Below are 24,821 nucleotides of genomic sequence, written 5' to 3' on the forward strand. Positions count from 1 at the left end.
AATCGTTCTAGGATGGACTTAGCTAGCAACTCGCCGTAACGCTGCTGCAGCTAAACCAGCAATTTGTCTTAAATAGAACACGCCCATATCCTCTGTAAAGCGCTCCCCATCTTTACTAAGAAGGACTAGGCCGGCAAAGCGACTCTGATCCAATGGGATTGCCAATATGGCTAAGCTTTCCCATTCATTATTCGCTTGCAAATGCCCTAGCTTCTCTTTAAATACATCAGGGCAGTTTGCAAATGCTTGGCAAATCGGACGATCTAATAATTTTTCAAATATGGGGTCCACTGGCAAAACCTTACAAACCTCAACCTCAAAGACAGAGGAGAGGCCACTTTCAAGCGCGCTGTTTACTTCATTGATATCTTTTGCTTCAATGAGTTTTTGTAACCAAGCAACCATCGCTACTTGGGTCTTGTCATTACGACTACCAAAACGTAGCATCTCGTTTAAACGTAAATTGAGTTCTTGATTTTGTGAGCGCAACAGGTGCATTTGTCGCTCTTGCAAAGAAATGGCTCGATCACTATTGGGGTCTTTTAGGCGAACCTCTTGCAATACTTCTGCGTGGCGCTCAAAAAATCCTGGGCACGCTTTCAGCCATTGGACTACCAAGGCTTCTTGCTCATCCTGACTAAGCTCTGGGGCGCTCATCTCATTTCCTATCCACTTTGTAATTTCTTGCGCAGTAACTCATTGAGCTGCTGAGGATTTGCCTTGCCTTGCGAGGCTTTCATCACCTGCCCAATCAAGGCATTAAAGGCCTTCTCTTTACCAGACTTAAACTCCTCAACGGATTTTGCATTGGCCTGTAACACCCCATCAACAAGGGCTTCTAGGGCACCGATATCGGTAATTTGCTTTAATCCGCGTTGCTCAATAATCTCATCAATTGGTATAGCCGGCTTATTAGCCAGCGCGTCCTCCCAAATCAAAATGAATAGCTCTTTTGCAATCTTGTTGGAAATCGTTCCGTCTATAGAACGATTAAGTAGTGCCTCAATCTGAGCAATATCAATTGGTAATTCATGGGCGGATAAATTCGAGCGATTTAAAGACGAGGCTAAATCACCGGCAATGAAGTTCGCAACGGTCTTGGCATATTTTGCGCCTAAACGGCGGACCAGCTCCATGAATAAATCAGCTGTCGCACGATCTTGGCTGAGGATCTGACTATCGTAAGGGCTAAGTCCGTATTCAGATTGCCACCGCGCGCGTAGCGTCGCTGGTAATGCAGGCATAGCACTGCGAATTTCTTCAATCCAATCCGAATGAATGACTAGCGGTAATAAATCAGGGTCTGGAAAATACCGATAATCCTGTGCATCTTCTTTACTGCGCATGCTGCGCGTTTCTTGAAGATCAGGATCGTATAGGCGCGTTTCTTGAACGACCGTACCGCCATCCTCAATCAATTCAATTTGGCGACGCACTTCATACTGAATAGCCTCTTCTAAGAATCGAAATGAATTTAGATTCTTAATCTCGCAGCGAGTCCCGAACTCAGTCTGCCCCATGGGTCGCACTGATACATTCGCATCGCAGCGAAAAGAGCCCTCTTGCATATTGCCATCGCATACCCCTAGCCACACTACAAGACTATGAAGGGCTTTGGCATAAGCAACTGCCTCGGCAGCACTGCGCATTACCGGCTCAGTGACAATCTCTAAAAGAGGAGTCCCAGCTCGATTTAAATCAATTCCACTTGCCGGTTCGCCATGGGGGCCAGTAAAATTTTCATGAACGGATTTGCCAGCATCTTCTTCTAAGTGGGCCCGCGTTAGCTCTACAACCTTTGTCTGTCCATCGACAACGATTTCAATTTGCCCCCCAACCACCACTGGTATCTCGTATTGACTAATTTGGTAGCCTTTGGGCAAATCAGGATAAAAATAATTTTTACGGGCAAAAATACTGCGCGGAGAAATCTGGGCTCCAATCGCCAAACCAAAACGGATTGCGTGCTCAACCGCTTGACGATTTAGAACTGGTAACACACCTGGTAAAGCCAAATCGACTGCGCATGCTTGGGTATTTGGCTGGGCGCCAAATTGCGTACTCGCCCCACTGAATATTTTGGACTGTGTTAACAATTGCGTATGCGTCTCAAGTCCGATGACAACTTCCCACTTCATCATGCCATCCCTTCGGGTCTGCGCAGATGCCAGTCGCTGACTTGCTGATACTGGTGTGCAACTTGTAATAGGCGGGCCTCAGAAAAGTAATTTCCGATCAACTGCATGCCAATCGGTAATCCATCACCCGAAAATCCGCAGGGAGCGCTCATTGCTGGCAGGCCTGCCAAATTCGCTGACAAGGTATAAATATCCTCTAAGTACATCTGCAATGGATCTTTGGTCTTATCTCCCAGCCCCCACGCAACATCCGGGGCCACTGGTCCTAAAATCACATCGCACTGAGTGAAAGCTTGGGCAAAATCTGCAGCAATAATGCGACGAATTTTCTGGGCTTGCAGATAATAAGCATCGTAGTAGCCATGCGATAAAACATAGCTGCCAATCAAAATCCGTCGTTTAACTTCGGCACCAAAACCCTCGCTACGAGAACGTTGATACATCTCCATCAAATCAGAATAATTACTCGCACGATGCCCATACCGAACTCCATCGTAACGACTCAAATTGCTCGATGCTTCCGCCGGAGCCAAGACGTAATACACCGGGATCGATAGCTGGGTTTTGGGAAGGCTCACTTCGGTAATGAATGCGCCCAAGGCCTGAAGTTGCTCTTTAGCGGCCAATACTGCTTGGGCAACATCATGTGCGAGGCCTTCGGCAAAAAATTCCTTTGGCAAACCGATGCGTAAGCCCGCCAATGGTTTTTTTACATCTCCTTCTGACCACGGCTGATTCAAATAACGTCCATAGTCCTCGCCGCTATCAGCAAGCGATGTTGAGTCACGCGGGTCATGAATCGACATTGCACTTAGTAAGAGAGCGCAATCCTCGGCCGTTTTTCCAATTGGGCCCGCCTGATCCAATGAGGAAGCGTAAGCAATCATGCCGTATCGAGAGACCCGTCCATAGGTCGGCTTAATCCCAGTTAGCCCACAAAACGCTGCTGGCTGCCGAATCGATCCGCCAGTATCGGTCCCCGTAGCAATCGGTGCTAAACCAGCTGCGACGGCGACGGCTGACCCTCCTGAGGAGCCTCCCGAGACCCGCCGGATATCCCATGGATTAAGAGCAGGCCCAAAAGCCGAGTTTTCATTGGACGAGCCCATTGCAAACTCATCCATATTGGTTTTGCCCAGGCATACCATGCCCGCAGCCTGCGGCTGATCGTCGTCTGGGATTCCTAAAGCCGCCACCACAGTCGCATTAAAAGGGCTTTTATAGCCAGCCAGCATGTTGGAAGCGGCGGTCGTCACCCACTCTTTGGTTACAAAAACGTCTTTGTGAGCAATCGGAATCCCTGTTAAGGGGCCAGCAAGCCCTTGGGATCTCAGGTGATCAGCCCGTCTAGCCTGCTCTCGGGTCTGATTTGGCAAAACATCCAGATAGGCATTTAAATGCTGGTGCCTTGTCATTCTCTCCAAAAAGAATTCACACAATTCTAAACTAGATATTTCTTTATTAATCAATGAGTTAGACAGATTACGCAAGGTTTGATGCTGCCAATTCATTCGATCACCCTTGGCACCAAAAAATAACCCTCGGCTTGGGCGGGCGCATTGGCCATATTCTGTTCGCGCGCATTGCTCTCCGTACATGCGTCGACCCGCAAAGGTTCTGCCAAATCCTCAATAAACAAAATGGGGTGGGACAAAGGCTCAATCTGATCGGTGTTGACTGCTTGCATTTGTTCAACCAATGCAAAGACAGCCTCTAATTGTGGCAGTACCGCGACGGCCTCGGAGGCACTTAATTCCAAGCGAGAGAGCTTCGCTATACGGTGAACTTCATTTATATCCATGAGGTGCTAGAGTATCATTTCACTTTTGTATTTAATAATTTTTCTATTTTCTCACTTACATTATGTTTGGTCTCTTTCGTAGTTATTTTTCCAACGACCTAGCGATTGATCTAGGGACTGCCAATACCTTAATTTATATGCGCGATCGAGGGATTGTTCTCGACGAGCCCTCTGTGGTTGCTATTCGCCAAGAGGGTGGGCCTAATGGCAAAAAAACAATCTTAGCCGTTGGTCGAGAGGCCAAAAGCATGCTGGGCCGAGTCCCCGGAAATATTGAAGCAATCCGTCCGATGAAAGATGGTGTGATTGCCGACTTCACCATCACCGAGCAAATGCTCAAGCAGTTTATTAAGATGGTTCACGAAAGTAAGTTACTAAAACCAAGCCCCCGAATTATTATTTGCGTCCCATGTGGCTCAACTCAAGTTGAACGACGCGCCATCCGAGAATCCGCTTTGGGGGCTGGAGCTTCTCAAGTATTTTTAATTGAGGAGCCTATGGCGGCAGCCATTGGTGCCGGTCTTCCGGTTGCTGAGGCCGCAGGATCGATGGTTGTTGATATTGGCGGGGGCACAACCGAAGTTGGCGTAATGTCCTTAGGAGGGGTGGTCTACAAGGGATCAGTCCGAGTGGGCGGTGATAAATTTGATGAGGCCATCACCAATTACATTCGACGTAATTACGGGATGTTAATTGGTGAACAAACCGCGGAAGCCGTTAAAAAGGCAATTGGGTCGGCTTTTCCTGGCGCAGACATTAAAGAGCTTGAGATAAAAGGTCGCAATATTTCTGAAGGCATACCTCGCAGTTTCACGGTTACCAGCAATGAAATCCTAGAGGCACTAACTGATCCCCTAAATCAGATTGTGACTGCAGTCAAAGCCGGATTAGAGCAAACCCCACCTGAACTCGCTTCTGATATTGCTGAGCGTGGCTTAATGCTTACTGGGGGCGGAGCTTTGCTTCGAGACCTAGATCGCTTGCTGATGGAAGAAACTGGGTTACCAATCCATGTTGCAGAAGACCCCCTAACCTGCGTTGCTCGTGGTTGCGGTATTGCATTAGAGCGTATGGATAAATTAGGTGGAGTGTTCTCTCAAGAGTAAACGGTTAGGCGACAGAGCGGGCTATGCAACATAGTGCCCCACCCCTATTTAAGCAAGGCATACCGGCTCTTGCTAAATTAATTGTTTGTCTCGTAGTAAGTTTGGCGCTGATGGTCATTGACTTTAAATTTAAGTCATTAGACTTTATCCGCAATCAAGTTATTACTATCTTGCGGCCACTTGAGCAATTAATGCTGCTCCCCACTACCGTAGTTGCTGATAGCGCAGACTATTTCACCTCACGCTCCACTCTTGAGCGCGAAAATGGGGTACTAAAACTACGACAAGCTGAGCTCTCTTTGCTAGCCAATCAGTCATCTTTGCTAGCAGTTGAAAATCAACATCTTAGAAACCTTCTTGAGTTACAAAAAAATGTAGGGTTCAAAACCGTTCCAGTTGAAATTCTTTTTAATCCTCCAAATCCCCTCTCACAACGTGTCGTAGTCAATCGGGGCCAAAACCAAGGCCTTAAATTAGGGTCGCCAATAGCCAATGAAATGGGTATCTTAGGGCAAGTGGTACGCCTATACGACAACTCGGCAGAGGTTTCTTTATTAGAGGATCGTGATTTTGCTGTACCAGTATTGGTCGCCCGCAATGGACTACGTGCTGCAGTTGTCGGAAGCGGTAGAAATCAATTGCTTCAGCTGCGCTATTTACCCGTCGCAAGCGATCTCGAGGTGGGCGACATTCTTCTTACATCTGGGGTTGATGGGGTTTATCCGCCCGGGTTTGCAGTAGCAGTTATTACAAAGATTGAACGAAACCTTGACCAAAACTCCTCGAATGTATTTTGCAACCCAATTGCTGAAATCAATCGACATTTACAGGCCTTAGCCCTAATTTACGATCCTGAAATTGATGCCAAACCTGCTTCTGCGTTAAACGCACCTGCGCAAACTGGCGGTCGTCGTCAAACACGTCCCAAGGGGCAGCCATGATTGATTACCAAAGTGGCTACATCCTGCGCCCGGTTAATCCCAGCTTCATCTATATTAGTCTCGCGATTGCGCTATTGCTTAATTTCTTACCATGGGGTAACCATGCCTGGGTTCCCGATTGGCTTATCGTGTGCATTATCTTTTGGAATATTCACCAACATCGCTATGTAGGCGTTATCACCGCCTTTTTTTTTGGAATTCTCATGGACATTCATAGTGGCTCACTCTTGGGAATGCATGCGTTTAGTTATTCACTAGTCTCCTACATCGCAATTGCTTGGCATAACCGCGTAACAGCATTACGTGTTTCGTCTCAAATCCTTAATGTATTTCCGATATTTGCTTTAGTTTCATTATTCCCTGTATTCATGCTGTGGGTCTTAAATGAACAAATTCATTGGCGCGGATTTTCTAGTTTGATTCAGGCGATTATTGAGGCATTGCTATGGCCGTTAGCCAATTACTTATTACTCTTGCCACAGCGAAGACCAATTGATGTTGATCCCAATCGACCTCTTTAAACGATATGTCTTCAATAAAAAAACCTGATCTCTATTCATTTCAAGAACGGGCACGAGTTGCAATAATTTTTGTTGGCATATGTTTTGGCTTATTGGCTATACGCTTGTTTTGGTTACAAATCATTAGCCATCAACAATATTCGACACTTGCAGATAGCAATCGCATTGCAATCGTACCGGTGCCCGCCAATCGAGGCTTGCTGATTGACCGCAACGGGATTGTGATTGGGCGTAATTACTCAGCACTAACTTTGGAAGTAGATGCCTCACAAATTAATGGCAACGTAGACGATCTCATCAATGAGCTTTCGGAGATTATTCAAATTAGCCCTAGAGATCGCCGAAACTTTAAACGTGCCCTCGAAGATTCTCGAAACATGGGTACATTTCCTTTGCGTTCCATGCTGACCGAAGCCGAGATGGCTCGCTTTCTAGCCAATCGATATCGCTTTCCGGGTGTTGATGTCAGCGCACGTAACTTTCGTGAATACCCCTATAACGAATTAGCATCCCATTTAATCGGTTATATCGGACGAGTTTCACAAAAAGATAAAGAAAGAATGCAAAACGAGCTTCTGGAAACGAGGGGCAGTCAAGACCCTTATGCGCTTCAGGGTGCATTTTTACCCGGCATTCAATATGTTGGCAAAATTGGTATCGAACAAACGTATGAAAGAATTTTGCGTGGTGTTCCAGGCTATGATGAAGTAGAAATTACGGCTGGTGGTAAGCCCGTTCGTACTCTTTCAAGCACGCCATCCATCCCTGGTAAAAATGTCATTCTCTCAATTGACATTAAATTTCAAGCGCTAGTTGAGCAACTGTATGGCAAACATCGCGGGGCCTTTGTGGCCATTGAGCCTGAAACCGGCGATATTCTAGCCTTCGTTTCAAAGCCCAATTTCAATCCCAATGACTTCGTCGAAGGAATTGATCCTGTCACTTGGAAGGAATTGAATGAGTCAAAGGAAAAACCTCTTTATAACCGGCCCCTAAAGGGTATTTATCCGCCGGCATCCACCTACAAACCTTTCATGGCACTTGCTGCGCTTGAACTTAATAAACGCAAAGCCGAAGATGCGATTGCAGATCCGGGATTTTTTACCTTTGGTAATCACACCTTTCGTGACGATAAAGTAGGCGGCCATGGAATGGTCAATATGGAAAAATCCATTGTGGAATCGTGTGATACCTACTACTACCTCTTAGCGCGCGACATGGGCGTCAACATGATGCACGATTTTATGAAACCGTTGGGCTTTGGTCAGATTACTGGGATTGATTTAGAGGGTGAAGCAAAAGGTGTCTTGCCATCTACAGAGTGGAAAAAGACAGCCTTCAAAAAGCCAGAGCAGCAAAAGTGGTTTGAGGGTGAGACCATCTCACTGGGTATTGGACAAGGCTATAACGCATTCACCATTTTGCAATTGGCACATGGCCTTGCAAATGTTCTCAATTATGGTGTGGTCATGAAACCTCATATTGCTAAAGCCATTGAGGATCCATTCACACGACAAAAGGAACTCACCACCCCCAAGGAAAGCTATCGCATTGATCTCAAGCCAGAAAATATTGAGCTTATTAAAAAAGCGATGGTCGAGGTGAATAAATCAGGAACATCTGCATCGTCATTTCGTAATGCCACCTACAGTGCGGGAGGCAAAACAGGTACTGCTCAGGTATTTAGCTTGAACTCTAAAACGTATCACCACGCCTCAACCCCTGAGTTTCTTCGCGATCATGCTTTATTTGTGACCTACGCACCCAATGACAAACCAAAAATTGCAATTGCGATGATTGTTGAAAATGCCGGTTTTGGTGCCCAGCATGCTGCGCCGATTGCGCGCAAAGCGCTTGACTATTACATTGATGGTAAATGGCCTAAGGAGATTCCGGAATGGAAAAGAGTGCCTTAGTTCGGCTTAAATTAATCCTCCTTCACCTGTTTAATGGCTTTGATGCTCGCCTGGGCTTCATTTTCTTAGCCCTTGCACTAATTAGTTTTATTGTTTTTTTATCGGCCGGGCAAGGCACCCCCGTGGCTCTTGTTGATCAAATACGTAACTTGGTCATTGCCTTTGTCATCATGTGGGCGGTTTCACAAATCCCGCCCAAATGGCTTGAAACTGCTGCGGTTTGGATCTACGGCATTGGCATTGCGCTATTAATCGCCGTTGCTCTTTTTGGATTGATTAAAAAAGGGGCCAGACGCTGGGTCAATGTTGGTATTGTTATTCAGCCATCGGAGATTATGAAGATTGCGGTACCACTCATGCTCGCTTGGTATTTTCAAAAACGTGAGGGTATTCGTTCAGCAGTGGATTATCTTGTAGCAGCAATATTGCTAGCTTTACCGGTATTTCTGATTGCTCGCCAACCCGATCTTGGGACTGCACTATTGGTTCTCGCCTCGGGTCTCTATGTCATTATTTTGGCGGGCTTACCATGGCGTTGGATCATTCCCGTTGTGGCGATTGCTGGAGTTGCCATTTTATTTCTTGTTGTATTTAGTGGCAGCATATGTGCGCCCGACATCAATTGGCCACTAATTCGGGAATATCAAAAAAATAGGATTTGTACCTTACTTGATCCATCAAGCGATCCGCTTGGAAAAGGTTTTCATACCATTCAAGCAGTTATTGCGGTTGGATCGGGCGGCTTTTTTGGCAAAGGTTGGCGTGAAGGTACTCAATCCCACTTAGAATTTATTCCTGAAAAACATACTGATTTTGTCTTTGCTGTCTTTGCTGAAGAGTTTGGATTTCTTGGCAATATTCTTTTGATCCTTCTCTTTTTTGCGCTTATTAAACGCGGCCTAGCGATCTCAGTCAATGCGCCTACTTTATTTACGCGCCTCCTAGGGGGTGCCATTAGTATGATTTTCTTCACCTATGCCTTTGTAAATATCGGCATGGTCACAGGACTTCTTCCAGTGGTTGGGGTTCCGCTTCCGCTCCTCAGTTATGGCGGAACCGCCCTTGTAACGCTTGGGTTTGGAGCCGGCATATTGATGAGTATCCACCGCCATCGACGACTAGTTCAAAGCTAAGTATTTAGAAGGGGTAGCAACAAAAAACCCAGCCAAAGCTGGGTTTGTCTGAGATTGTTCTCGATTACTTTTTACGCTTATTTACAGCGTCTTTAAATGCCTTACCTGCAGAAAACTTGACTGTCTTGGAGGCGGCAATTTTGAGAGGCTCGCCCGTTTTTGGATTGCGGCCCATACGAGCAGCACGTTTACCAGAAGCGAAGGTTCCAAAACCGATTAACTGTACTGAGTCACCCTTGGTTACTGCTTTAATGATGTGCTCAATGGCAGAATTCAAAGCGTACTCTGCTTTTGCTTTAGAAATCTCGGCATCGTCAGCAATTGCTGCGATTAAATCTGCTTTATTCAAGTGAAGCTCCTTGTTAATTGTTCATTGTGTTGCGCACATGCGCTGGTGCAATTGTAAACACAAAATGTTATAAAAATAAATAATCTTTAGAAAAAAATGGCCGTAAAGCCTTTTAGGGTATGGCTAATCCAGAACAACTAAGTTAACGATAAAATATTCAGTCTCAGCAAAGCAATTGGTTGGCAAACCAACGTGTTGCTCATACTGCAATGAAACTTTACGCCCCATATTAGCGTTTATTTTGTTCGCCACGGCATCATCGCGCACCGAAAAGAAGAATTTTTCAGACATGGTTCCAGGCATTGAGACCATCGCAAGCTCTCCCTCCCAGGTCTTGCAAAACCAGCCGCGCTTAGAGAACTTTTGAACATAGCCGGCTCGATCGCCTTCGGCATAACTCCAATTGAGCATTAAATATGTATAACCAGCGATTAAAACTGCGCCAATCAGAATTAAAATGAGAAGTGATCGAAAAAAACGTGCCATACGATTTATTTAATAAAAAGCTATCTTACTGGATTAAATTGACCGAAGAGGATGAGTTTATGATGCGCCCTAATTCAGCTTGTTATTTATTTAGCATTTGCTTCTTAATGGTGTTTTCTAGCCACTCATTTGCCAACTCGGGCGAGTCAATATATAAGCAAGTTTGTGCAAACTGTCATACGCCTGGGGTTGCGGGGGCCCCAAAGCTAGGGGACAAAGCCAAGTGGGCCGTTCTAATTAAGGAAGGCCAAATACAAATTACGGCTCATGGCTATGTTGGGATTCGTGGTATGCCCGCCAAAGGTGGAAAACCGGATTTAAGTGTTAGTGATTTTGCTGCGTCGGTTGTTTACATGGCCAATCAGTCTGGCGCAACCTGGAGCAATCCGGATGATGCCATGTTAAAAAGGATTGATGCTGAGATTTTGCGTCGTCAGGCACAGATTCGGAAGTAGGTATCTAGATGGAGCTTCGTCACGGGATTTTTCTCATCTTTTTAGGCTCAGCGCTGTTTATTTACTATCGGGGTAAAGTGCGCTTTGGTTTGCTTCGCTCCCTCACTGATTATGTAGTGTTGCTAGCACCCATCAATGCATTGATTTATTTATTCTCTAAAATGGGTCGCAGTCCTTATTTACCTACCAATGAGTTTCCAGAACTACGGCCACTAAACGATCACTGGCAAATGATTCGAGATGAGGCCTTAGCGCTTCAAGACAGCGGGCAAATTCGTCAAGCAACCGGCTACAACGATATTGGGTTTAATTCTTTCTTTCGCACTGGCTGGAAACGCTTTTATTTATATTGGTACGGTAAAGATCTACCATCTGCAGAAGAATCCTGCCCCCAAACGGTTGCATTACTTAAATCGATTCCGAGCATCAAGGCCGCCATGTTTGCCTCACTACCACCCGGAGCAACTTTAGTTCGTCATCGCGATCCTTATGCTGGGTCATTGCGCTACCACCTAGGCCTTGTAACTCCGAATAGTCCACACTGTTTTATTAATGTGGATGGTGAGTCTTACTTTTGGAAAGATGGCGAAGCAGTTATGTTTGACGAAACCTATATCCATTTCGCAGCCAACAACACCGAACATCAACGTATTGTTTTATTCTGCGATATTGAGAGGCCGCTGCACACCAAGATAATGCGATGTTTTAATCGCTGGTATGGTTTGCAAGTAATGAGTGCGGCCGCTTCTCAAAATGTCGAGGGTGAATCGCTTGGTTTTGTAAACGTTCTTTTCACTTATTTTTATCGACTACGGATGCAGACAAAAAAGCTAAAGGCTTCCCATCGTCAGATTTATTACATCGGCAAATGGGTCTTAATTTTTGGCCTCATTTGGTTACTATTTTGGTAATGGAAAAAATTCGGGTCTCTAAACTATTATCTGAACGTGGTTTGTGTTCAAGGCGAGAAGCGGATGCCTATATTGAACAAGGTTTAGTGACTGTTGATGGCGAAGTCGTTCAAGAATTAGGTACTCGAGCCTTTCGGCATCAAACCATTGAATTGCGTTCTGGCGCCAAGCGTCAGCAAGAACAACGGCTCACCATCTTATTAAATAAGCCGGTAGGCTATATTTCGCATTTAGATGACGAAGAACAATACAAGCCAGCGGCATCACTCATCATTCCTGATAATCAATTTATGGGCGCATCCCATCAAACTGAACGCACTCATTTTAGAGGTCTTGCTCCAGCGGGGCGCCTTGATATTGATTCATCTGGTTTGTTGGTGCTTACTCAAGATGGACGAATTGCTAAATTATTAATCGGGGAAGATAGTCCGATCGAAAAAGAATATCTAGTTCGTGTTAGTGGCAATTTATCTGATGCGGGCTTACGCTCTTTGCAGCATGGCCTATCGCTTGATGGTAAGGCACTAAAACCGGCAAAAGTAAGTTGGCAAAATGAGGATCAACTCCGTTTTGTTTTGCGAGAGGGGCGCAAACGGCAAATTCGGAGGATGTGTGAGCTTGTTGATCTCACTGTCATTGGTCTAAAACGAATCCGTATTGGTCAAATAAACCTAGGATCACTTCCAAGCGGTCAGTGGCGTATTTTGGGCAAACAAGAGCGCTTTTAGGTCACAACAGGGAAAAGCGTCAATTGCATAGCTCGTTCGCGAACGGGCAATAATGCGGAGTACTCTGGACTGTTGGCCCAACGCTTCGCATCCTCTAAGCTTGGAAAGCTAAGCTCAACGAAGGTATCAAACGGTGCGGCATTTAACTGATTCCAAAGGGGGCTGTTGCAAACTCCCCTGCGCACAACCCTGCCCTTATAAAGCTCAATAGTTGCACCAACCTGTACGCGATAGTCATCAAAATCTTTCGGGTTCTGGATTTTAAATATCCCAATTACATGAACGTTCATGACACTCCTTAGCTCGCCAACTGTGCGCGATACCGATCGTGCAGCTCTTGCGGATTTGAGATGCTAGTATGAAGGTCTTTAAGTAAGCCATCATGCAGCCGATAGATACAGCCATGAATTGATATGGTTTGTCCATTGGCCCAGGCATCTTGGACAATATTGGTTTGTCCAATATTAATGACCTGCTCTAATACGTTAAGCTCACACAATCGATCCAAGCGAGCATTCTCTTCCTCAATGGAACAAAGTTCGTGATGATGCTTATCGTGGACATCTTTAATATGTCGGATCCAGTTGTCCGCTATTCCGATGCGGGTATTGTTCATTGCTGCTGCAATTCCAGAACAACCATAATGCCCAACGACAATAATGTGTTTTACTTTTAAACGGTCGATTGCAAATTGGATTACCGATAGCGCATTAAAATCAGTATGTACGACAATATTTGCAATATTGCGATGAACAAAGACTTCGCCTGGCTTGAGTCCCACAATTTGATTGGCTGGGACGCGTGAATCTGAGCAACCAATCCAGAGGTACTCGGGGTTTTGTTGATCCACCAATCTTGAGAAATAGTCTGGATCAGCGCTTGTTACAGACCGAATCCACTGTCTGTTTTGTAGAAAGAGTCGCTCAAGATCGGGCTTTGAATTGTTATTACCCATTTATATGCCTTTGTTTGCAATTAAGCCTAATATACAAGATCTCACTATCACGAACCGCATAAATCGTTGAAGTCATGAAAATTGTTCTAAGCTTCCTATGTAGTTTTTTTGTCGTGCTGGCACATAACAGCTTGGCTCAAGAGGTTGCTACTGAAGCGCAGCAATATAGTTTTTGGGAGTTAAAAAACGATTCCTTCAATTACGGCGAACAATCGATTTTGGAATTATGGGCCTACCAAAATGGCTATGGAAATAATGATCTAAGCGATATTTATAAATTGCGTTTCTATCAACCGCTCTCCATTCATCAGTGGAAAGGAATGATGCGCATTGATACCGCAATCAGCTCTACTTGGGGACCTAACGCTCCCGGACAAAGTAGTGGTCAATTTAGTGCGGGCAATACGATGCTCACAATTTGGGGAATGCCCCCAGGATTTTTACCCGCCTGGAACCTTAATCTAGGGGGTCGCATCATTTTTCCATTTGGCAACAATGGTCAGTGGGCAGTAGGCCCCCAAGTGAGCGCGTCCTTTGTTCCTCAGATATCAAACAAATTCATACTCTCCGATTTTTCACCATTGGTTCGCTACATGTATGGTTTTGATAGCAAAAATAATTCTTTTGCAATTAATCCTTCACAGCCCCCGCTTTTAAGAACCCTTCAACTTTTTCCTACGGTTGGATTACAGCTCTCTCGAAGTACTCAAATTCGATTCTGGGATGAAAATGGAATTCTCTACAACTCAGCAGGAGGTGGCTGGTTTGTTCCGCTTGATGCCATGGTGACGCATTCCATCAACAAACATCTTTTATTTGCAGTGGGTGCTAGCAAAGCCGTGGTGCAAACCTTTCAGTCTTATGATTGGTCAATCTATGGAAAGATTTCCATACGGTTTTGATGAATCCGTTTCGATAAGCTCAATAACAAAAACCACCCGAAGGTGGTTTTTATTCATGGGCTGAAAATATCTTAAGCTGCAGCTTTATTGCCCGCACCTAAGAACTCTATGATTTTTTTTGCGGTTTCAATATAGCGCTCATTCATTTTGCGGTATTGAGCCAGTTCAGCCATCAGTGGGTTTTCAACCTGCTCAAACGATGCATCTTCATAACCCGGGTGGTAAGGCGCTTCATCAACAAGCTTGCTATTCATGGATCCTCCAAAAGTTAAAAAATAATTTGATGAATCCAATTTAGCACAGGATATTGCAAAATAAATCGATATAAATCAGTTACTTATCCTACAGGAATGCCCGAGAGGGATGTTTTTTTGTGTCGCTGTTTCATTTTTCAGCAAACCATTTTGTATTACGAAATATCGGCTTATTGGCGTAAACCTCATTGAATTGCTGCCAATCCATCAGCAACAGAGTATGGGGGGCTGTAACCAAACGAGTTTTTTGCCTTGCTAAACGAGATGGTCAATGGATAGCCCATGGTGCGCACAGCCTCGCGCACCAGAGGCGGCTGGCCTTTAAGCGGCAGGCAGTTCCAGCCATTTTCGGTAAATCGTGCCAAAGGCCAAGCCATTGCTCGTGGAATCGATAGGGTAGGCACCGCATAATTACTGGCTTGTAATCGAGCACTCAAAAACTCGCGAAGATTCATTTCCTCTTTATCCCGAATAAAAAATGCTCCAGTAAATAGGTTGGCTTTTAATGCTTGCACAATCGCTTCGCATAAATTTCCAATGTAACAAGTGGAATAGAGATACCGCCCATCACCAAACCAGCCAAACAATCCACGATCTGCGGCAGGCCCTATTTGACGATCAACAATATCGCCATTACCCCAGACCAAAGCGGGTCGCAACGCGATGGTCGGCATACACGCCGACGCGTTCGCCAATACGAATTGTTCAGCGTGTGCTTTTGAATACGCGTATCGAAATACCCTTTGGTCACAGATTGGCCGGTCTTCAGTCGCATTTTCGATCGGCACCGGATCGTTAAGAATCACATTTGCACAACTCATATAAATAAATTTTGTAACACCCTCTTGAATTGCAGCATTGTGAAGTCTCTTCGTTAATCCAATATTTAGATTTTCGTAAAGGGCTTTGGGGGCCCATAGTCCAACATGAGCTGCGCAATGTATCACCCAATCGTGGCCACGAACCAGTGCTTGTAAATCATTTGTTAGTAGAAGATCTATCTGAGTAAGCTTGACTCCGCTCTGAATTAAAGATCTCGCCCCCTCTACAGACCTAGCGGTCACACTTAGCGAATGCCCTTCCTCCAATAAGCGGCCTACCAAATGTCTTCCAATAAACCCGGTGGCCCCGGTGATCAATATTCTCATCTTTGCTATGCTAGCGTATTCATTTATATGAAAGACAAATGCCCATGAGCATTTACTGGATCTCACTTTTTTTAGCGGGCGCTTGTGAAATAGGCTGGCCTTTGGGGCTAAAACTTGCTGACCTCCCCAATATGAAGATCTGGGGCATTGGTATTGCCGTTATCAGTATGGCACTAAGTGGCTTGTTACTTTGGTACTCTTTAAAAGAGATTCCGATTGGAACTGCCTATGCAGTTTGGACTTCGATTGGGGCTGTGGGTACCTTCACCTTGGGGGTCTTAGTTTTTGGTGACCCCAACATTCCGATTCGCTGGATTGGCGTTGCATTCATTTTGCTGGGTGTGATCTTATTAAAAGTGGGCTAAACCAGACTGCGTTTTAGCCTTTGAGCTCGATTTGTAATGCGTTCATCAGTTCACATACTTTAAGTGCTCGCGCTTTATGAAAAGCAACGCCCGCCCATAAGCTTTGATGCTCTGGATCATGCGAACGAGCGGCAACTTGGCGTAATGCGCCTGTTAAAGTGTTTTGCATTGGAAATGGCAGTGTTGACTTACCTTCCATATGTCGCGTAAACGCATTCTCAACACCTCGAGCCCATCGCCCTGAGAAACCTTTCGTAAAAACACTAGGCCGCGGCCTTTCGGCCATCAGTGCAGCTTTATATTCAGAAGAAGCTCCGGATTCGGCGCAACATAAAAAGGCCGTGCCCATTTGAACGGCGCTTGCGCCGAAATCGATAGCCTTTCGAATGTCACGGCCATCCATAATACCGCCGGCCGCAACAACCGGGACTGTGCAACGTCTAACCACTTGAGGCAGCAACTCAAATGTTGTCAACCTTGCATCGGTTAGCTCGTTCGTAAATATGCCACGATGACCTCCCGCCTCAATGCCCTGAGCAATAATGAAATTAGCGCCTGCTCGCTCGATCTGTAAAGCCTCTTCAAGACTGGTAGCGGTAATTCCAATGGCGATATCGAGCGCTCTGGCACGCTGCATGATCAAGTCTGATGGGATACCAAAATGAAAACTTAGTACGGATGGCCGCAATTGCCAAATTGGCTCTAATTGCATTTCAAGGTCAGGATAAAAAGGCGATGCCGGAATAACGAAATCAATATCAGGAGCAATTTCACGAAGTGACTCGATCGCCAGTTGTATCGTTTTTGAATCAGGCAGGGCTGTCTCTTGAAATAGAAAAAAGTTGGCATTGATTGGGCCCTGGGTTAGGGACTGCGCAAGTCTTAGGTCACGACCAATTATTTCAGGAGAGCTATACGCAAAGCCAAAACTACCCAAACCGCCAGCATTAGAAACTTCTGAGACGAGTACTGGGGTTGTAATACCACCAGCCATCGGGGCTTGTATTACAGGGATTGAAAGATTTGTTAATGAAAATATCTCTATCAATCCGCCCCGTCCAGTCCTTATTTAAGACGTTTACCAGCAACATTCAATTTAGGATCTCCATTAAGAATCCCGCTTATTTGAGAGCCGCTGATTTGTCCCCTAAACGAATATTTTTTTCCATTGGTCTCAAAATCAAACTGAATCGCTTCGCCCCGAATTTTTCCATCCTCAAATGAAATGGGTCGACCACCTAACTTAGCAATGGTTCCATCAAAGAACTGTTTTTTTTGGACAAAACGAACTGACGTCTTATCTAAATTAGGCAACCCAGTAAATTCCCATGCACCATCGATATTGGCTGGCACGATCCATAAATATATGGTTTCATTCAGAGCGCCGATTGTGGATTCGCCTGATCTTATTGAAACCTCTTGATCCGGAATCCAGGAGTCCATGCGAAATGTATTTGAAACCACTCGGGTGCCGGGCTTCATCTTCAAAATCGTTGGCATCAGTTTTAGATTTAGGCTTTCACCTAAAAATAGGGTCAAGACCGTTGCTGAGGAAAAGTCTTCAACAAAAATATCGCCCTGCTTAAAAGTCACTAAGTTTTGGACATTCTCACGAATTGCATTGCGTTTCGATAACGCAACCAAATCTGGGTTATATTCAATTCCAACGGCTCGAATGCCATAGCGCTTTGCCGCCTGTATTGGAATTACACCATCTCCCGAGCCAAGGTCATAAACTATGTCGCCGGATTTCACTTGCGCTAAGGCAAGCATCTGTGTTGCTGTATCGACCCTGGTGGGTACCCACATAATATCTTTTCCATGGGCGGCCATCCGCAACTGAAACTGGTCATCCCCGTAGTTATGTAATGCGCACCCAGTTAACAATGAAATAAAGATTGGGGTGATGGCAAGAAAGCGCATAAATTTTCCAAAGATGTTTTAAAAAGAATTGTAGGGTAACCTGACCACAAACCCTCAATAACCCTCTAATCTCTAGGTTGAGCAAATTGCAAAGCAGCTGATTAGAACAATATACCTAATGCATCAATTGATAAATAGTCCAACTTATATTCAAAACCACGAGTGCTATTAGCGTATTGAAGGTAAATTTCATCCCCAGTATGCGCAAACTAAAATCTGGCGGCAGCGTGTTAATGCCCTTGGCATGAATTAAGCGGCCAGTAATAAGGGTGATTCCTGGAACAAGAACCAGCCACCATGGGGCTCCATTAAGCTCCAAGCAGGCAAGTAATATGATCCCAATGGGAACATATTCGGAGAAGTTAGCTTGGGCTCGAATTGCTCGCTCTAAATCCTCATGCCCGCCACTTCCTAAGGAAACCTTATTCTTTCTTCGCAAAGCTATGACATTGAAAGATAATTTAATAAAAATCAACGTTAGAGCAGCAGCAATGACCGAGGTTATAAGTAGCATATTGATTTCTCACTGAACTACCGGAGATCAAGAGGTAGATAAGAACTGCCAATAGGCGGTTTAATGAGTCTTGGTAGCCCGGGGCGGAAACGACCAGGACCCTAGGATGCTTTCTTCCTACCTCTAGACTACTTCCAGCTAAGATTCAATTTCTTATGGGAAGAAGCGCAGTCTCTCAAATAAAGATTAATGAGGCTTTGATAAGGAATGCCCACCTCTTCTGATACAGATTTGAAGTAGTTCACTGAATCCTCATCCAATTAATGGTTATAGGCTTCTTGAGCATAGAAGCATATGGGTTTTTACGAGCTTTTGAGAAATCATATTCTTTACGCATTTTCATCAGCTTTAATACGCTTTTGACTCTTTAAGGATTGCCATACGGGACATGTTACATGAGGAAGCAAGTCCACCCAACCAAAAGGAAATGCCCCGCACGAAGCAGGGCATTATTTGAGTTTGGTGGCCCGGGGCGGAATCGAACCACCGACACAAGGATTTTCAGTCCTCTGCTCTACCGACTGAGCTACCAGGCCAAGAGTTGAGATTATATAGGATCAGTTACTCTTGCTTTTTAGTGACATCGATACCGAGTGCCTTTAGCTTGCGATAGAGATGGGTTCGCTCAAGCCCAGTGAACTCTGAAATGCGGGTCATGCTGCCGCCCGTGACCACCATTTGATATTCAAAATAGGCTTTTTCGAAAAGATCGCGAGATTCACGCAAAGGTAGTCCGTAATAACTTTTTGCAATCCCGCTAATATATTCGTCTTGATTTGCGTTTTTTGGTAAATCAATTGATCGTGGTTGAGCTTGAGGCTCCAGTTCATCTGGCTTTTTTAGGGGTGCACGCTCGAGGGCTTTGCCGACTGTTTTTAAGAGCTTCTGAAGTGCGATAGGCTTTTCTAGAAAATTAAGAGCGCCAATTCGGGTTGCTTCAACTGCCGTATCAATGGTTGCATGGCCGGACATCATCACCACTGGCATGGTTAGCAAGTTATCTCGAGCCCACTCTTTCAATAAAGTAATTCCGTCGGTATCTGGCATCCAGATATCGAGGAGCACCAAATCGGGCTCCATTTGCTCTCGTACAGCTCGAGCCTGGTTAGCACTCTCAGCTGGATAAACCGTGTGCCCCTCTTCAGTCAAAATTTCCTGTAAAAGCTCACGGATTCCCATCTCGTCGTCGACAACCAAAATACTTGCCATAGCTAGACCGCCCCTCTAGCAAGATTTATAAACAGAATGGATACTTGGGCGCCCAAAAGCTCGTCTCCCTGTTTGCGATTGTGGATCTCGATTTTTGCACCATGATCATCAATAATTTTTTTCACAACTGCCAATCCCAATCCAGTTCCCTTTGCCTTCGTGGTTATATAAGGCTCAAATGCTCTTGCTAGTATCTTAGCCTGAAAACCAGGGCCGCTATCACTGATCGTCATACGCACTGCGGCTCTATTTTGATCGGCATCGTGAATTTCTACAAGCTCCGTCGAGATTTCGATGAGTTGCTTGGCATGATGACTCTCCAAACTAGCATCCTGAGCATTTTGCAAGAGATTATGGATCACTTGCCGTAATTGAGTCGGGTCGCCCATCACCCTTGGACATCTAGAATCCAAGCGAACCTCAATATTGCTGCCCTCATACAAACCCATAACCTCTTGAATCAGGCTATTCAAATCAAGGCTTCCCAAGGTTGGGCTTGGGGTCTTTGCGAAATCTCGAAACTCATTGACCATTTGCTTCATTGCCTGCACCTGACCAATAATGGTGTTGGTACTACGCTCGAGCATCTCATCCTGGTCAGGGCTTAATTTACCAACCAGTTTTTGCTGAAGGCGTTCTGCTGAAAGCTGAATGGGCGTCAGTGGGTTCTTAATCTCGTGTGCCAACCGCCTAGCAACCTCGCTCCAGGCGATCGAGCGCTGTGCTGCAACGACGTCGCTAATATCATCGAACACTATCATCTTTAGGCTGGTGGAAAGTTGAGTCCCTCTAACAAATAATGTGGACCCTAGATCATTTTCATATTCATTGACAGGATTTATTTGGATTTGCTTTTGCCACACCGGCTCAAGTTTATTGACCTCGCCCGTTTTAGCCGAAGTAATTAAATTTTGAGTTGCGAAACCCTCGCGAACTGCACTATCGAACTCAATGAGCTCGGGAATCGTGGTAAGCGGTTTGCCTGTGATTGCCAGTAGGTCACGCCCCAATATTTTGGCAGCCCCAGGATTGCTCGATGCCAAATTAAAGTTATTGTCAAAAATACATACACCGGCGGTTAAATTACCCAACACGGTTTCCAGGAACGACTTCGATTCTTGGAGAGAGTCGCGCGCATCAGACAATTGCTTAGTCATCATATTAAATTGCCGGGTTAACATACCCAATTCATCACCCGTATCAAGTTCGGGTTTGGGACTTAAGTCACCCTGCGCAACCGCCTGAGTGCCGCGCAAGAGCATCAATAATGGCTGCGCCAATTGACGACCCAAAAGAAGTGCCAAAGTTACAGCAACAAACAAGGCAAAAAAGAGTGTCAAAGTAAGCGTGCCAATGTACATCTTGCGCAGTCCAACCCGCCCAAGGGCCTTCTCTTGATATTCGCTATATGCAGATTCAACCGCATAAATATTTTTAGCCAATGGCTCGGGAATAAATCGAACTAGCTGTAAAAAATACTTATCATCAACATAACGTGTTGAACCGGTTTTGGTTGGAACGGCTTTTTGACGAACAATCGGAACGATTGCCCGCACTCGATAACCAGGCTGACCCTTAGCAAGTTCAATTTCGTCAAGGAAGGTAATGCCATTTTTCTTAAACGCATCCTCTACGACCTCGGCGCTAGGCGCCGGGAAAAATTGCTTTGGTCTGGATTCTGTACTGAGAATCAGAATGCGTTGCATATTAAATAAACTTACTTCCTGTATCCCAAACTGATTGCGTATTTTGACAATCATGCCTCCCACCTGCTCGGAGCTAGTACCGGGCGGCACCTGAATCACCTGCTCGGCGATAAATTTTCCCTCGGCCAAAATTTCTTCTTGGGCAATGCGTAAGGTCACCCTGCCCAACTCTAGGCCAGAATTCAGGGCAGACTCTACCTTAACGTCAAACCACGTTTCAATACTTTTTGAGACAAACTGCCAAGACACACTGTACAAAATAACTCCTGGCACCACCCCAACTAACGCAAAAATCATGGCAAGCTTTGCAATTAAGCGCGTGCCAAAACGCCCCTTCCGCCAACGAATGCTAATCACTACTACCAAAATAATGATGGTGAGTAAGAGCAAAATGCCCACCACTATATTGGCGGCATACAACCATATAAAGTATTGGTCAAAAAAATCGGTATTGGATGTGGCGGTTGATAAGAGGAGTAGCAAAATCAGAGCAATCAGCCCGCTTAATAATGTAACTAAGGGTAAGGCTCTGCGCTTAATAAAGTCTTTGCTGTTTACACCGAACACGGAACTCATAATTTGCGTCCCATCACAGTAGTCATGGAGGCATTAAACGGAAAACGTAACCATTCCCCGCTTAGAGACCAATCTCGGCTATTCAGTGCATCAACCTGAAATGGTTTAGGTAGCTTGCCAAGATCTAGGGTCATTCGTAGTGCAGCCTCGTATTGTTTCTCCGCATCGATTGCAGCTGCCTCAATGACACTCCAGCCACCAATCGTGCCGGCAATCCGTAACGCCTCAACCAACGAATTTGCATTAAATGCCAACCCCCCAGCCGTAATTCGGTATTGATTGATGAGTGGTTGATGCGAAAGCCGGACTTGACGCTGGACATTAGCTGTTTTTTCATCAAACCAATACCAACGATTCCGGGTCAGTTCAAACTGGACAACAAAGTGAAGTGTGACCCCCTTTTTCAGGGCGTTTTCTAAACCAGGTGGAAGTTCAATTCCGAAATTGGCATTTAGCAACCAAGCGCCTTCAACTTTTTCTAACTCTGCCTGCTTCACTTTGATCACTTGTGCATGAGCGACACTTGTCATGCACACTGCAATAAAGCAAGCTACTGCCCATAAAGAATGTCGTAAAAAAGTGGTCATGGTTGGTGCTTTTTTAACAAACCATAAAAAAATCCATCGTGATGCTCGCTAGGCAATAGCTGGCCTGGTGCCTCTAATCGTAAAGCATTTGGATGATCCCTCACAAATCGGGTGATTTGCTCTTCACCTTCCTCAGGAAAAATGGAGCAGGTTAAATAAAGTAAAGTGCCGCCATTCTTTAACATCATCCAAACGTTTTCAAGAATAGCCCGTTGGGTCTCTACCAGGTGGACGATATCCTGTTGCTTCCTTAAAAAGACAATATCAGGATGACGCCGCACAATACCTGACGCAGAACAGGGAACGTCCAGAAGGATCTTGTCAAACAAATTACCATCCCACCAATCAGGCTGACTGGCATCGCCTGTAATGACTTGGATGCGGCTATTTATTAGCTGCAGTCGGGTAAGCGTATTCAATATTTTCTTTGTGCGCTCTGCATCAATCTCAAGCGCTATCAATTCTCCTGGCTCAGAACGAACTGTCTCCAAAAGATGGGCGGTCTTTCCTCCTGGAGCGGCGCAGGCATCTAACACTCGTTCGCCCTTTTGTAAGCACAATAGCCCAGGCGCAAGCTGGGCCCCAGCATCCTGAACCGATACTGCACCTTGCATAAACTCAGGTAGCTGCGAAACAGGCAAAGGCACATCAATCATCAAAGCACTACGTAACGGAATACCCGCAATCTCAGAAATGGTTTGATAAGCAATTCCTGAGCGTTCTAACTTAGCTTCATAGTCAACGCGCGTATTCATCATTTGATTGACCCGCAACGTTAGCGGAGGAGGCTCTTGTTGGCGACGACAAATACTCTCCCACTGATCTGGATATGCTGTTCGAATCCGCCTTAACCACCAATCTGGAAACGGCAGGCCAAACTGACCGTGGATCTCCGCCTGACAAAGTGTCGTCGAAGCAACTTTACGTAATACCGCATTAGTTAGGCCTTGAGCATGCTTTGTTTTAGGCGACATCGCCGCGGCCTTTACGGCCTCGTTCACAATCGTTGGAACAGCGTATTGGTTTTGATCGCGGCCCCGATTGTGAATGAGCATTGCCGCAACCGTCAAAAGCACATCAAGCTCTTTACTTGGCTTCTTACTTAAATGCTTATATAGCCGTATTTGGGCATGAGTCCAATCGCGCAATGTCGCATAGGTTAGGCTTTGGATTGCGGGCCGCTCTACTTCATTAAATGCATCAAATAGCGTACTGAGGGAGCGCCCCTCGTGCACTACCTGCATCAAAACCTTTTTTGTCCCAAGCATTAGTTGGGCCAAAGGGGCACTACGTTTTACGGCCCCATCATGATTGGGGATCTTAGGCAGGATAACTTCCTGTTCGTGCCATTTCCATTAAGCGAAACACGCGGTCTTCCGTCGCCGGGTGGGTTGAAAATAATTGCGAGATTCCAGAAGCGGTAAGCGGGTTCATGATCATCATTTGGGCAGTTTCCGGATGATGCTCTACCGCATTAAATGGAATGCCTTTTGCATAGCGATGAATTTTTTCCAAGGCGGATGCGAGTGCTTCTGGATCGTTGGCAATTTCAGCACCGCCACGATCTGCTTCATACTCTCGGGCGCGCGAGATGCTCATTTGAATTAAGCCTGCGGCCATCGGAGCTAACAAAGCAATCAGCAGACCTGCAATCGGATTGCCAGGGCGACCGTCCGATTGCCGATTTCCAAACAAGAGCGCCATGTTCGCAATTGCTGAAATTGCACCAGCCATCGTTGCCGCAATGGTTGATATCAAAATGTCTCGATGCTTCACATGTGCCAACTCATGGGCCATAACGCCACGTAATTCGCGGTTAGACAAAATACGCATGATGCCAGTCGTGGCAGCAACTGCCGCATGCTCCGGGTTGCGGCCCGTCGCAAAGGCATTGGCAACTGAGCCTGCGCTGCCAACTCTTGAACCATCGCATAAAACTGGGGCGCTGAGTGCTCATCAACCTCTTGTGCATTGGTCATGCGTAATACCAATTGATCGGAATACCAATAACTAAAAAAATTCATACCTAAAGCGAATAGGAGGGCCATGATCACGCCTTCTTGCCCGCCAAGTATGCCACCAATCACAATAAATAAAGCAGTGATTGCAGCCATTAAGATCGCTGTTTTAACTAAATTGAACATTGCTCTATCTCCACCCTATTTAAACGATTCAGACTTCAAGTCCGCAGCAACCG

27 protein-coding genes, 1 tRNA gene and 1 pseudogene are annotated in these 24,821 nt (G+C 45.5%); 10 read left to right on the top strand and 19 right to left on the bottom strand.

Going from position 1 to position 24,821, the window contains the following annotated elements:
* Positions 1–18 precede the first annotated feature (18 nt).
* The 4 genes from QUE65_RS10155 to gatC are packed head-to-tail and all read right to left on the bottom strand — an operon-like array spanning position 19 to position 3,939.
* Positions 19–657: a DUF484 family protein gene (locus tag QUE65_RS10155; RefSeq protein WP_286281005.1), complete on the bottom strand. Its 639-nt coding sequence runs from the start codon at positions 655–657 to the stop codon at positions 19–21.
* Positions 658–665: 8 nt separating this feature from the next.
* Positions 666–2,141 (bottom strand): Asp-tRNA(Asn)/Glu-tRNA(Gln) amidotransferase subunit GatB, encoded by a 1,476-nt coding sequence (gene gatB / locus QUE65_RS10160; RefSeq protein ID WP_286281006.1) that lies wholly within the window; start codon positions 2,139–2,141, stop codon positions 666–668.
* The gene (gatA, locus tag QUE65_RS10165; protein ID WP_286281008.1) at positions 2,138–3,649 is read right to left on the bottom strand and encodes an Asp-tRNA(Asn)/Glu-tRNA(Gln) amidotransferase subunit GatA; all 1,512 of its coding nucleotides are present in this window, start codon (positions 3,647–3,649) and stop codon (positions 2,138–2,140) included. The genes gatB and gatA overlap by 4 nt, the downstream gene beginning before the upstream one ends.
* Positions 3,646–3,939: an Asp-tRNA(Asn)/Glu-tRNA(Gln) amidotransferase subunit GatC gene (gene gatC, locus QUE65_RS10170; protein ID WP_215370643.1), complete on the bottom strand. Its 294-nt coding sequence runs from the start codon at positions 3,937–3,939 to the stop codon at positions 3,646–3,648. The genes gatA and gatC overlap by 4 nt, the downstream gene beginning before the upstream one ends.
* 62 nt (positions 3,940–4,001) lie before the next feature.
* On the opposite strand from gatC, the gene QUE65_RS10175 reads away from it, so the two are divergent.
* The 5 genes from QUE65_RS10175 to rodA are packed head-to-tail and all read left to right on the top strand — an operon-like array spanning position 4,002 to position 9,556.
* On the top strand, positions 4,002–5,045 hold the full coding sequence (locus QUE65_RS10175) for a rod shape-determining protein (protein ID WP_286281010.1): 1,044 nt from the start codon (positions 4,002–4,004) through the stop codon (positions 5,043–5,045).
* A gap of 23 nt (positions 5,046–5,068) precedes the next feature.
* Complete coding sequence (mreC, locus tag QUE65_RS10180) at positions 5,069–5,986, top strand: rod shape-determining protein MreC (RefSeq protein ID WP_286281011.1); 918 nt, start codon at positions 5,069–5,071, stop codon at positions 5,984–5,986.
* Positions 5,983–6,507, top strand: a complete 525-nt coding sequence (gene mreD, locus QUE65_RS10185; RefSeq protein ID WP_286281012.1) for a rod shape-determining protein MreD — start codon at positions 5,983–5,985, stop codon at positions 6,505–6,507. Before mreC ends, mreD begins: the two co-directional genes overlap by 4 nt.
* A gap of 5 nt (positions 6,508–6,512) precedes the next feature.
* Positions 6,513–8,423: a penicillin-binding protein 2 gene (gene mrdA / locus QUE65_RS10190; protein ID WP_286281013.1), complete on the top strand. Its 1,911-nt coding sequence runs from the start codon at positions 6,513–6,515 to the stop codon at positions 8,421–8,423.
* Positions 8,405–9,556, top strand: a complete 1,152-nt coding sequence (rodA, locus tag QUE65_RS10195) for a rod shape-determining protein RodA (RefSeq protein WP_286281014.1) — start codon at positions 8,405–8,407, stop codon at positions 9,554–9,556. The genes mrdA and rodA overlap by 19 nt, the downstream gene beginning before the upstream one ends.
* 64 nt (positions 9,557–9,620) lie before the next feature.
* Here the strand turns inward: rodA and QUE65_RS10200 are convergent, their stop codons facing one another.
* Positions 9,621–9,905, bottom strand: a complete 285-nt coding sequence (locus QUE65_RS10200) for an HU family DNA-binding protein (protein WP_108509234.1) — start codon at positions 9,903–9,905, stop codon at positions 9,621–9,623.
* 123 nt (positions 9,906–10,028) lie between these two features.
* The gene (locus QUE65_RS10205; protein ID WP_286281015.1) at positions 10,029–10,391 is read right to left on the bottom strand and encodes a hypothetical protein; all 363 of its coding nucleotides are present in this window, start codon (positions 10,389–10,391) and stop codon (positions 10,029–10,031) included.
* A gap of 59 nt (positions 10,392–10,450) precedes the next feature.
* On the opposite strand from QUE65_RS10205, the gene QUE65_RS10210 reads away from it, so the two are divergent.
* From QUE65_RS10210 to QUE65_RS10220, 3 genes are read left to right on the top strand one after another with little or no spacing between them, the layout of a single operon-like run.
* Positions 10,451–10,846 (top strand): c-type cytochrome, encoded by a 396-nt coding sequence (locus QUE65_RS10210; protein WP_286281016.1) that lies wholly within the window; start codon positions 10,451–10,453, stop codon positions 10,844–10,846.
* Between the two features lie 8 nt (positions 10,847–10,854).
* Positions 10,855–11,757 (top strand): aspartyl/asparaginyl beta-hydroxylase domain-containing protein, encoded by a 903-nt coding sequence (locus QUE65_RS10215; RefSeq protein ID WP_286281018.1) that lies wholly within the window; start codon positions 10,855–10,857, stop codon positions 11,755–11,757.
* A complete protein-coding gene (locus QUE65_RS10220) occupies positions 11,757–12,485 on the top strand; it encodes a pseudouridine synthase (protein ID WP_286281019.1) in 729 nt (242 codons plus the stop codon). The genes QUE65_RS10215 and QUE65_RS10220 overlap by 1 nt, the downstream gene beginning before the upstream one ends.
* Here QUE65_RS10220 and QUE65_RS10225 read toward each other — a convergent pair.
* Both QUE65_RS10225 and can read right to left on the bottom strand, forming a co-directional pair.
* Positions 12,482–12,775: a DUF1330 domain-containing protein gene (locus QUE65_RS10225; RefSeq protein WP_286281020.1), complete on the bottom strand. Its 294-nt coding sequence runs from the start codon at positions 12,773–12,775 to the stop codon at positions 12,482–12,484. The two genes, QUE65_RS10220 and QUE65_RS10225, sit on opposite strands and share 4 nt — an antisense overlap.
* Positions 12,776–12,783: 8 nt before the next feature.
* Positions 12,784–13,440: a carbonate dehydratase gene (can, locus tag QUE65_RS10230; protein WP_286281021.1), complete on the bottom strand. Its 657-nt coding sequence runs from the start codon at positions 13,438–13,440 to the stop codon at positions 12,784–12,786.
* A gap of 74 nt (positions 13,441–13,514) precedes the next feature.
* Here can and QUE65_RS10235 point away from each other — a divergent pair, with 74 nt between their 5' ends.
* Entirely contained in the window at positions 13,515–14,342 is an 828-nt protein-coding gene (locus QUE65_RS10235; protein WP_286281022.1) for a hypothetical protein, read from the top strand.
* A 71-nt stretch (positions 14,343–14,413) separates the two neighbouring features.
* Here QUE65_RS10235 and QUE65_RS10240 read toward each other — a convergent pair whose 3' ends face one another.
* Both QUE65_RS10240 and QUE65_RS10245 read right to left on the bottom strand, forming a co-directional pair.
* Positions 14,414–14,596: a hypothetical protein gene (locus QUE65_RS10240; RefSeq protein WP_286281024.1), complete on the bottom strand. Its 183-nt coding sequence runs from the start codon at positions 14,594–14,596 to the stop codon at positions 14,414–14,416.
* 185 nt (positions 14,597–14,781) lie between these two features.
* Entirely contained in the window at positions 14,782–15,744 is a 963-nt protein-coding gene (locus tag QUE65_RS10245) for an NAD-dependent epimerase/dehydratase family protein (protein WP_286281026.1), read from the bottom strand.
* Between the two features lie 38 nt (positions 15,745–15,782).
* On the opposite strand from QUE65_RS10245, the gene QUE65_RS10250 reads away from it, so the two are divergent.
* On the top strand, positions 15,783–16,109 hold the full coding sequence (locus QUE65_RS10250; protein WP_251371865.1) for a DMT family transporter: 327 nt from the start codon (positions 15,783–15,785) through the stop codon (positions 16,107–16,109).
* A gap of 13 nt (positions 16,110–16,122) precedes the next feature.
* Here the strand turns inward: QUE65_RS10250 and QUE65_RS10255 are convergent, their stop codons facing one another.
* The 9 genes and pseudogenes from QUE65_RS10255 to htpX all read right to left on the bottom strand — a co-directional run bounded on the left by QUE65_RS10255 (position 16,123) and on the right by htpX (position 24,768).
* A complete protein-coding gene (locus QUE65_RS10255) occupies positions 16,123–17,157 on the bottom strand; it encodes an NAD(P)H-dependent flavin oxidoreductase (RefSeq protein ID WP_286281029.1) in 1,035 nt (344 codons plus the stop codon).
* Between the two features lie 17 nt (positions 17,158–17,174).
* Positions 17,175–18,032: a methyltransferase domain-containing protein gene (locus QUE65_RS10260; protein ID WP_286281031.1), complete on the bottom strand. Its 858-nt coding sequence runs from the start codon at positions 18,030–18,032 to the stop codon at positions 17,175–17,177.
* A 115-nt stretch (positions 18,033–18,147) separates the two neighbouring features.
* Positions 18,148–18,546, bottom strand: coding sequence for an MAPEG family protein (locus tag QUE65_RS10265; RefSeq protein ID WP_286281032.1), 399 nt, complete (start codon positions 18,544–18,546; stop codon positions 18,148–18,150).
* Positions 18,547–19,006: 460 nt separating this feature from the next.
* Positions 19,007–19,082: transfer RNA gene (locus QUE65_RS10270), tRNA-Phe, on the bottom strand.
* Between the two features lie 25 nt (positions 19,083–19,107).
* Positions 19,108–19,755 (bottom strand): response regulator, encoded by a 648-nt coding sequence (locus tag QUE65_RS10275; protein WP_215370689.1) that lies wholly within the window; start codon positions 19,753–19,755, stop codon positions 19,108–19,110.
* 2 nt (positions 19,756–19,757) lie between these two features.
* Positions 19,758–22,037, bottom strand: coding sequence for a sensor histidine kinase (locus QUE65_RS10280; RefSeq protein WP_286281033.1), 2,280 nt, complete (start codon positions 22,035–22,037; stop codon positions 19,758–19,760).
* Positions 22,034–22,624: a DUF4390 domain-containing protein gene (locus QUE65_RS10285; protein WP_286281034.1), complete on the bottom strand. Its 591-nt coding sequence runs from the start codon at positions 22,622–22,624 to the stop codon at positions 22,034–22,036. Before QUE65_RS10285 ends, QUE65_RS10280 begins: the two co-directional genes overlap by 4 nt.
* Entirely contained in the window at positions 22,621–23,892 is a 1,272-nt protein-coding gene (rsmB, locus tag QUE65_RS10290) for a 16S rRNA (cytosine(967)-C(5))-methyltransferase RsmB (RefSeq protein WP_286281036.1), read from the bottom strand. The genes QUE65_RS10285 and rsmB overlap by 4 nt, the downstream gene beginning before the upstream one ends.
* Before the next feature lie 52 nt (positions 23,893–23,944).
* Positions 23,945–24,768 (bottom strand): annotated as a pseudogene (gene htpX / locus QUE65_RS10295) (zinc metalloprotease HtpX).
* Between the last annotated feature and the right edge of the window lie 53 nt (positions 24,769–24,821).

The organism is Polynucleobacter sp. HIN8 (assembly GCF_030297615.1).
Taxonomy (GTDB): domain Bacteria; phylum Pseudomonadota; class Gammaproteobacteria; order Burkholderiales; family Burkholderiaceae; genus Polynucleobacter.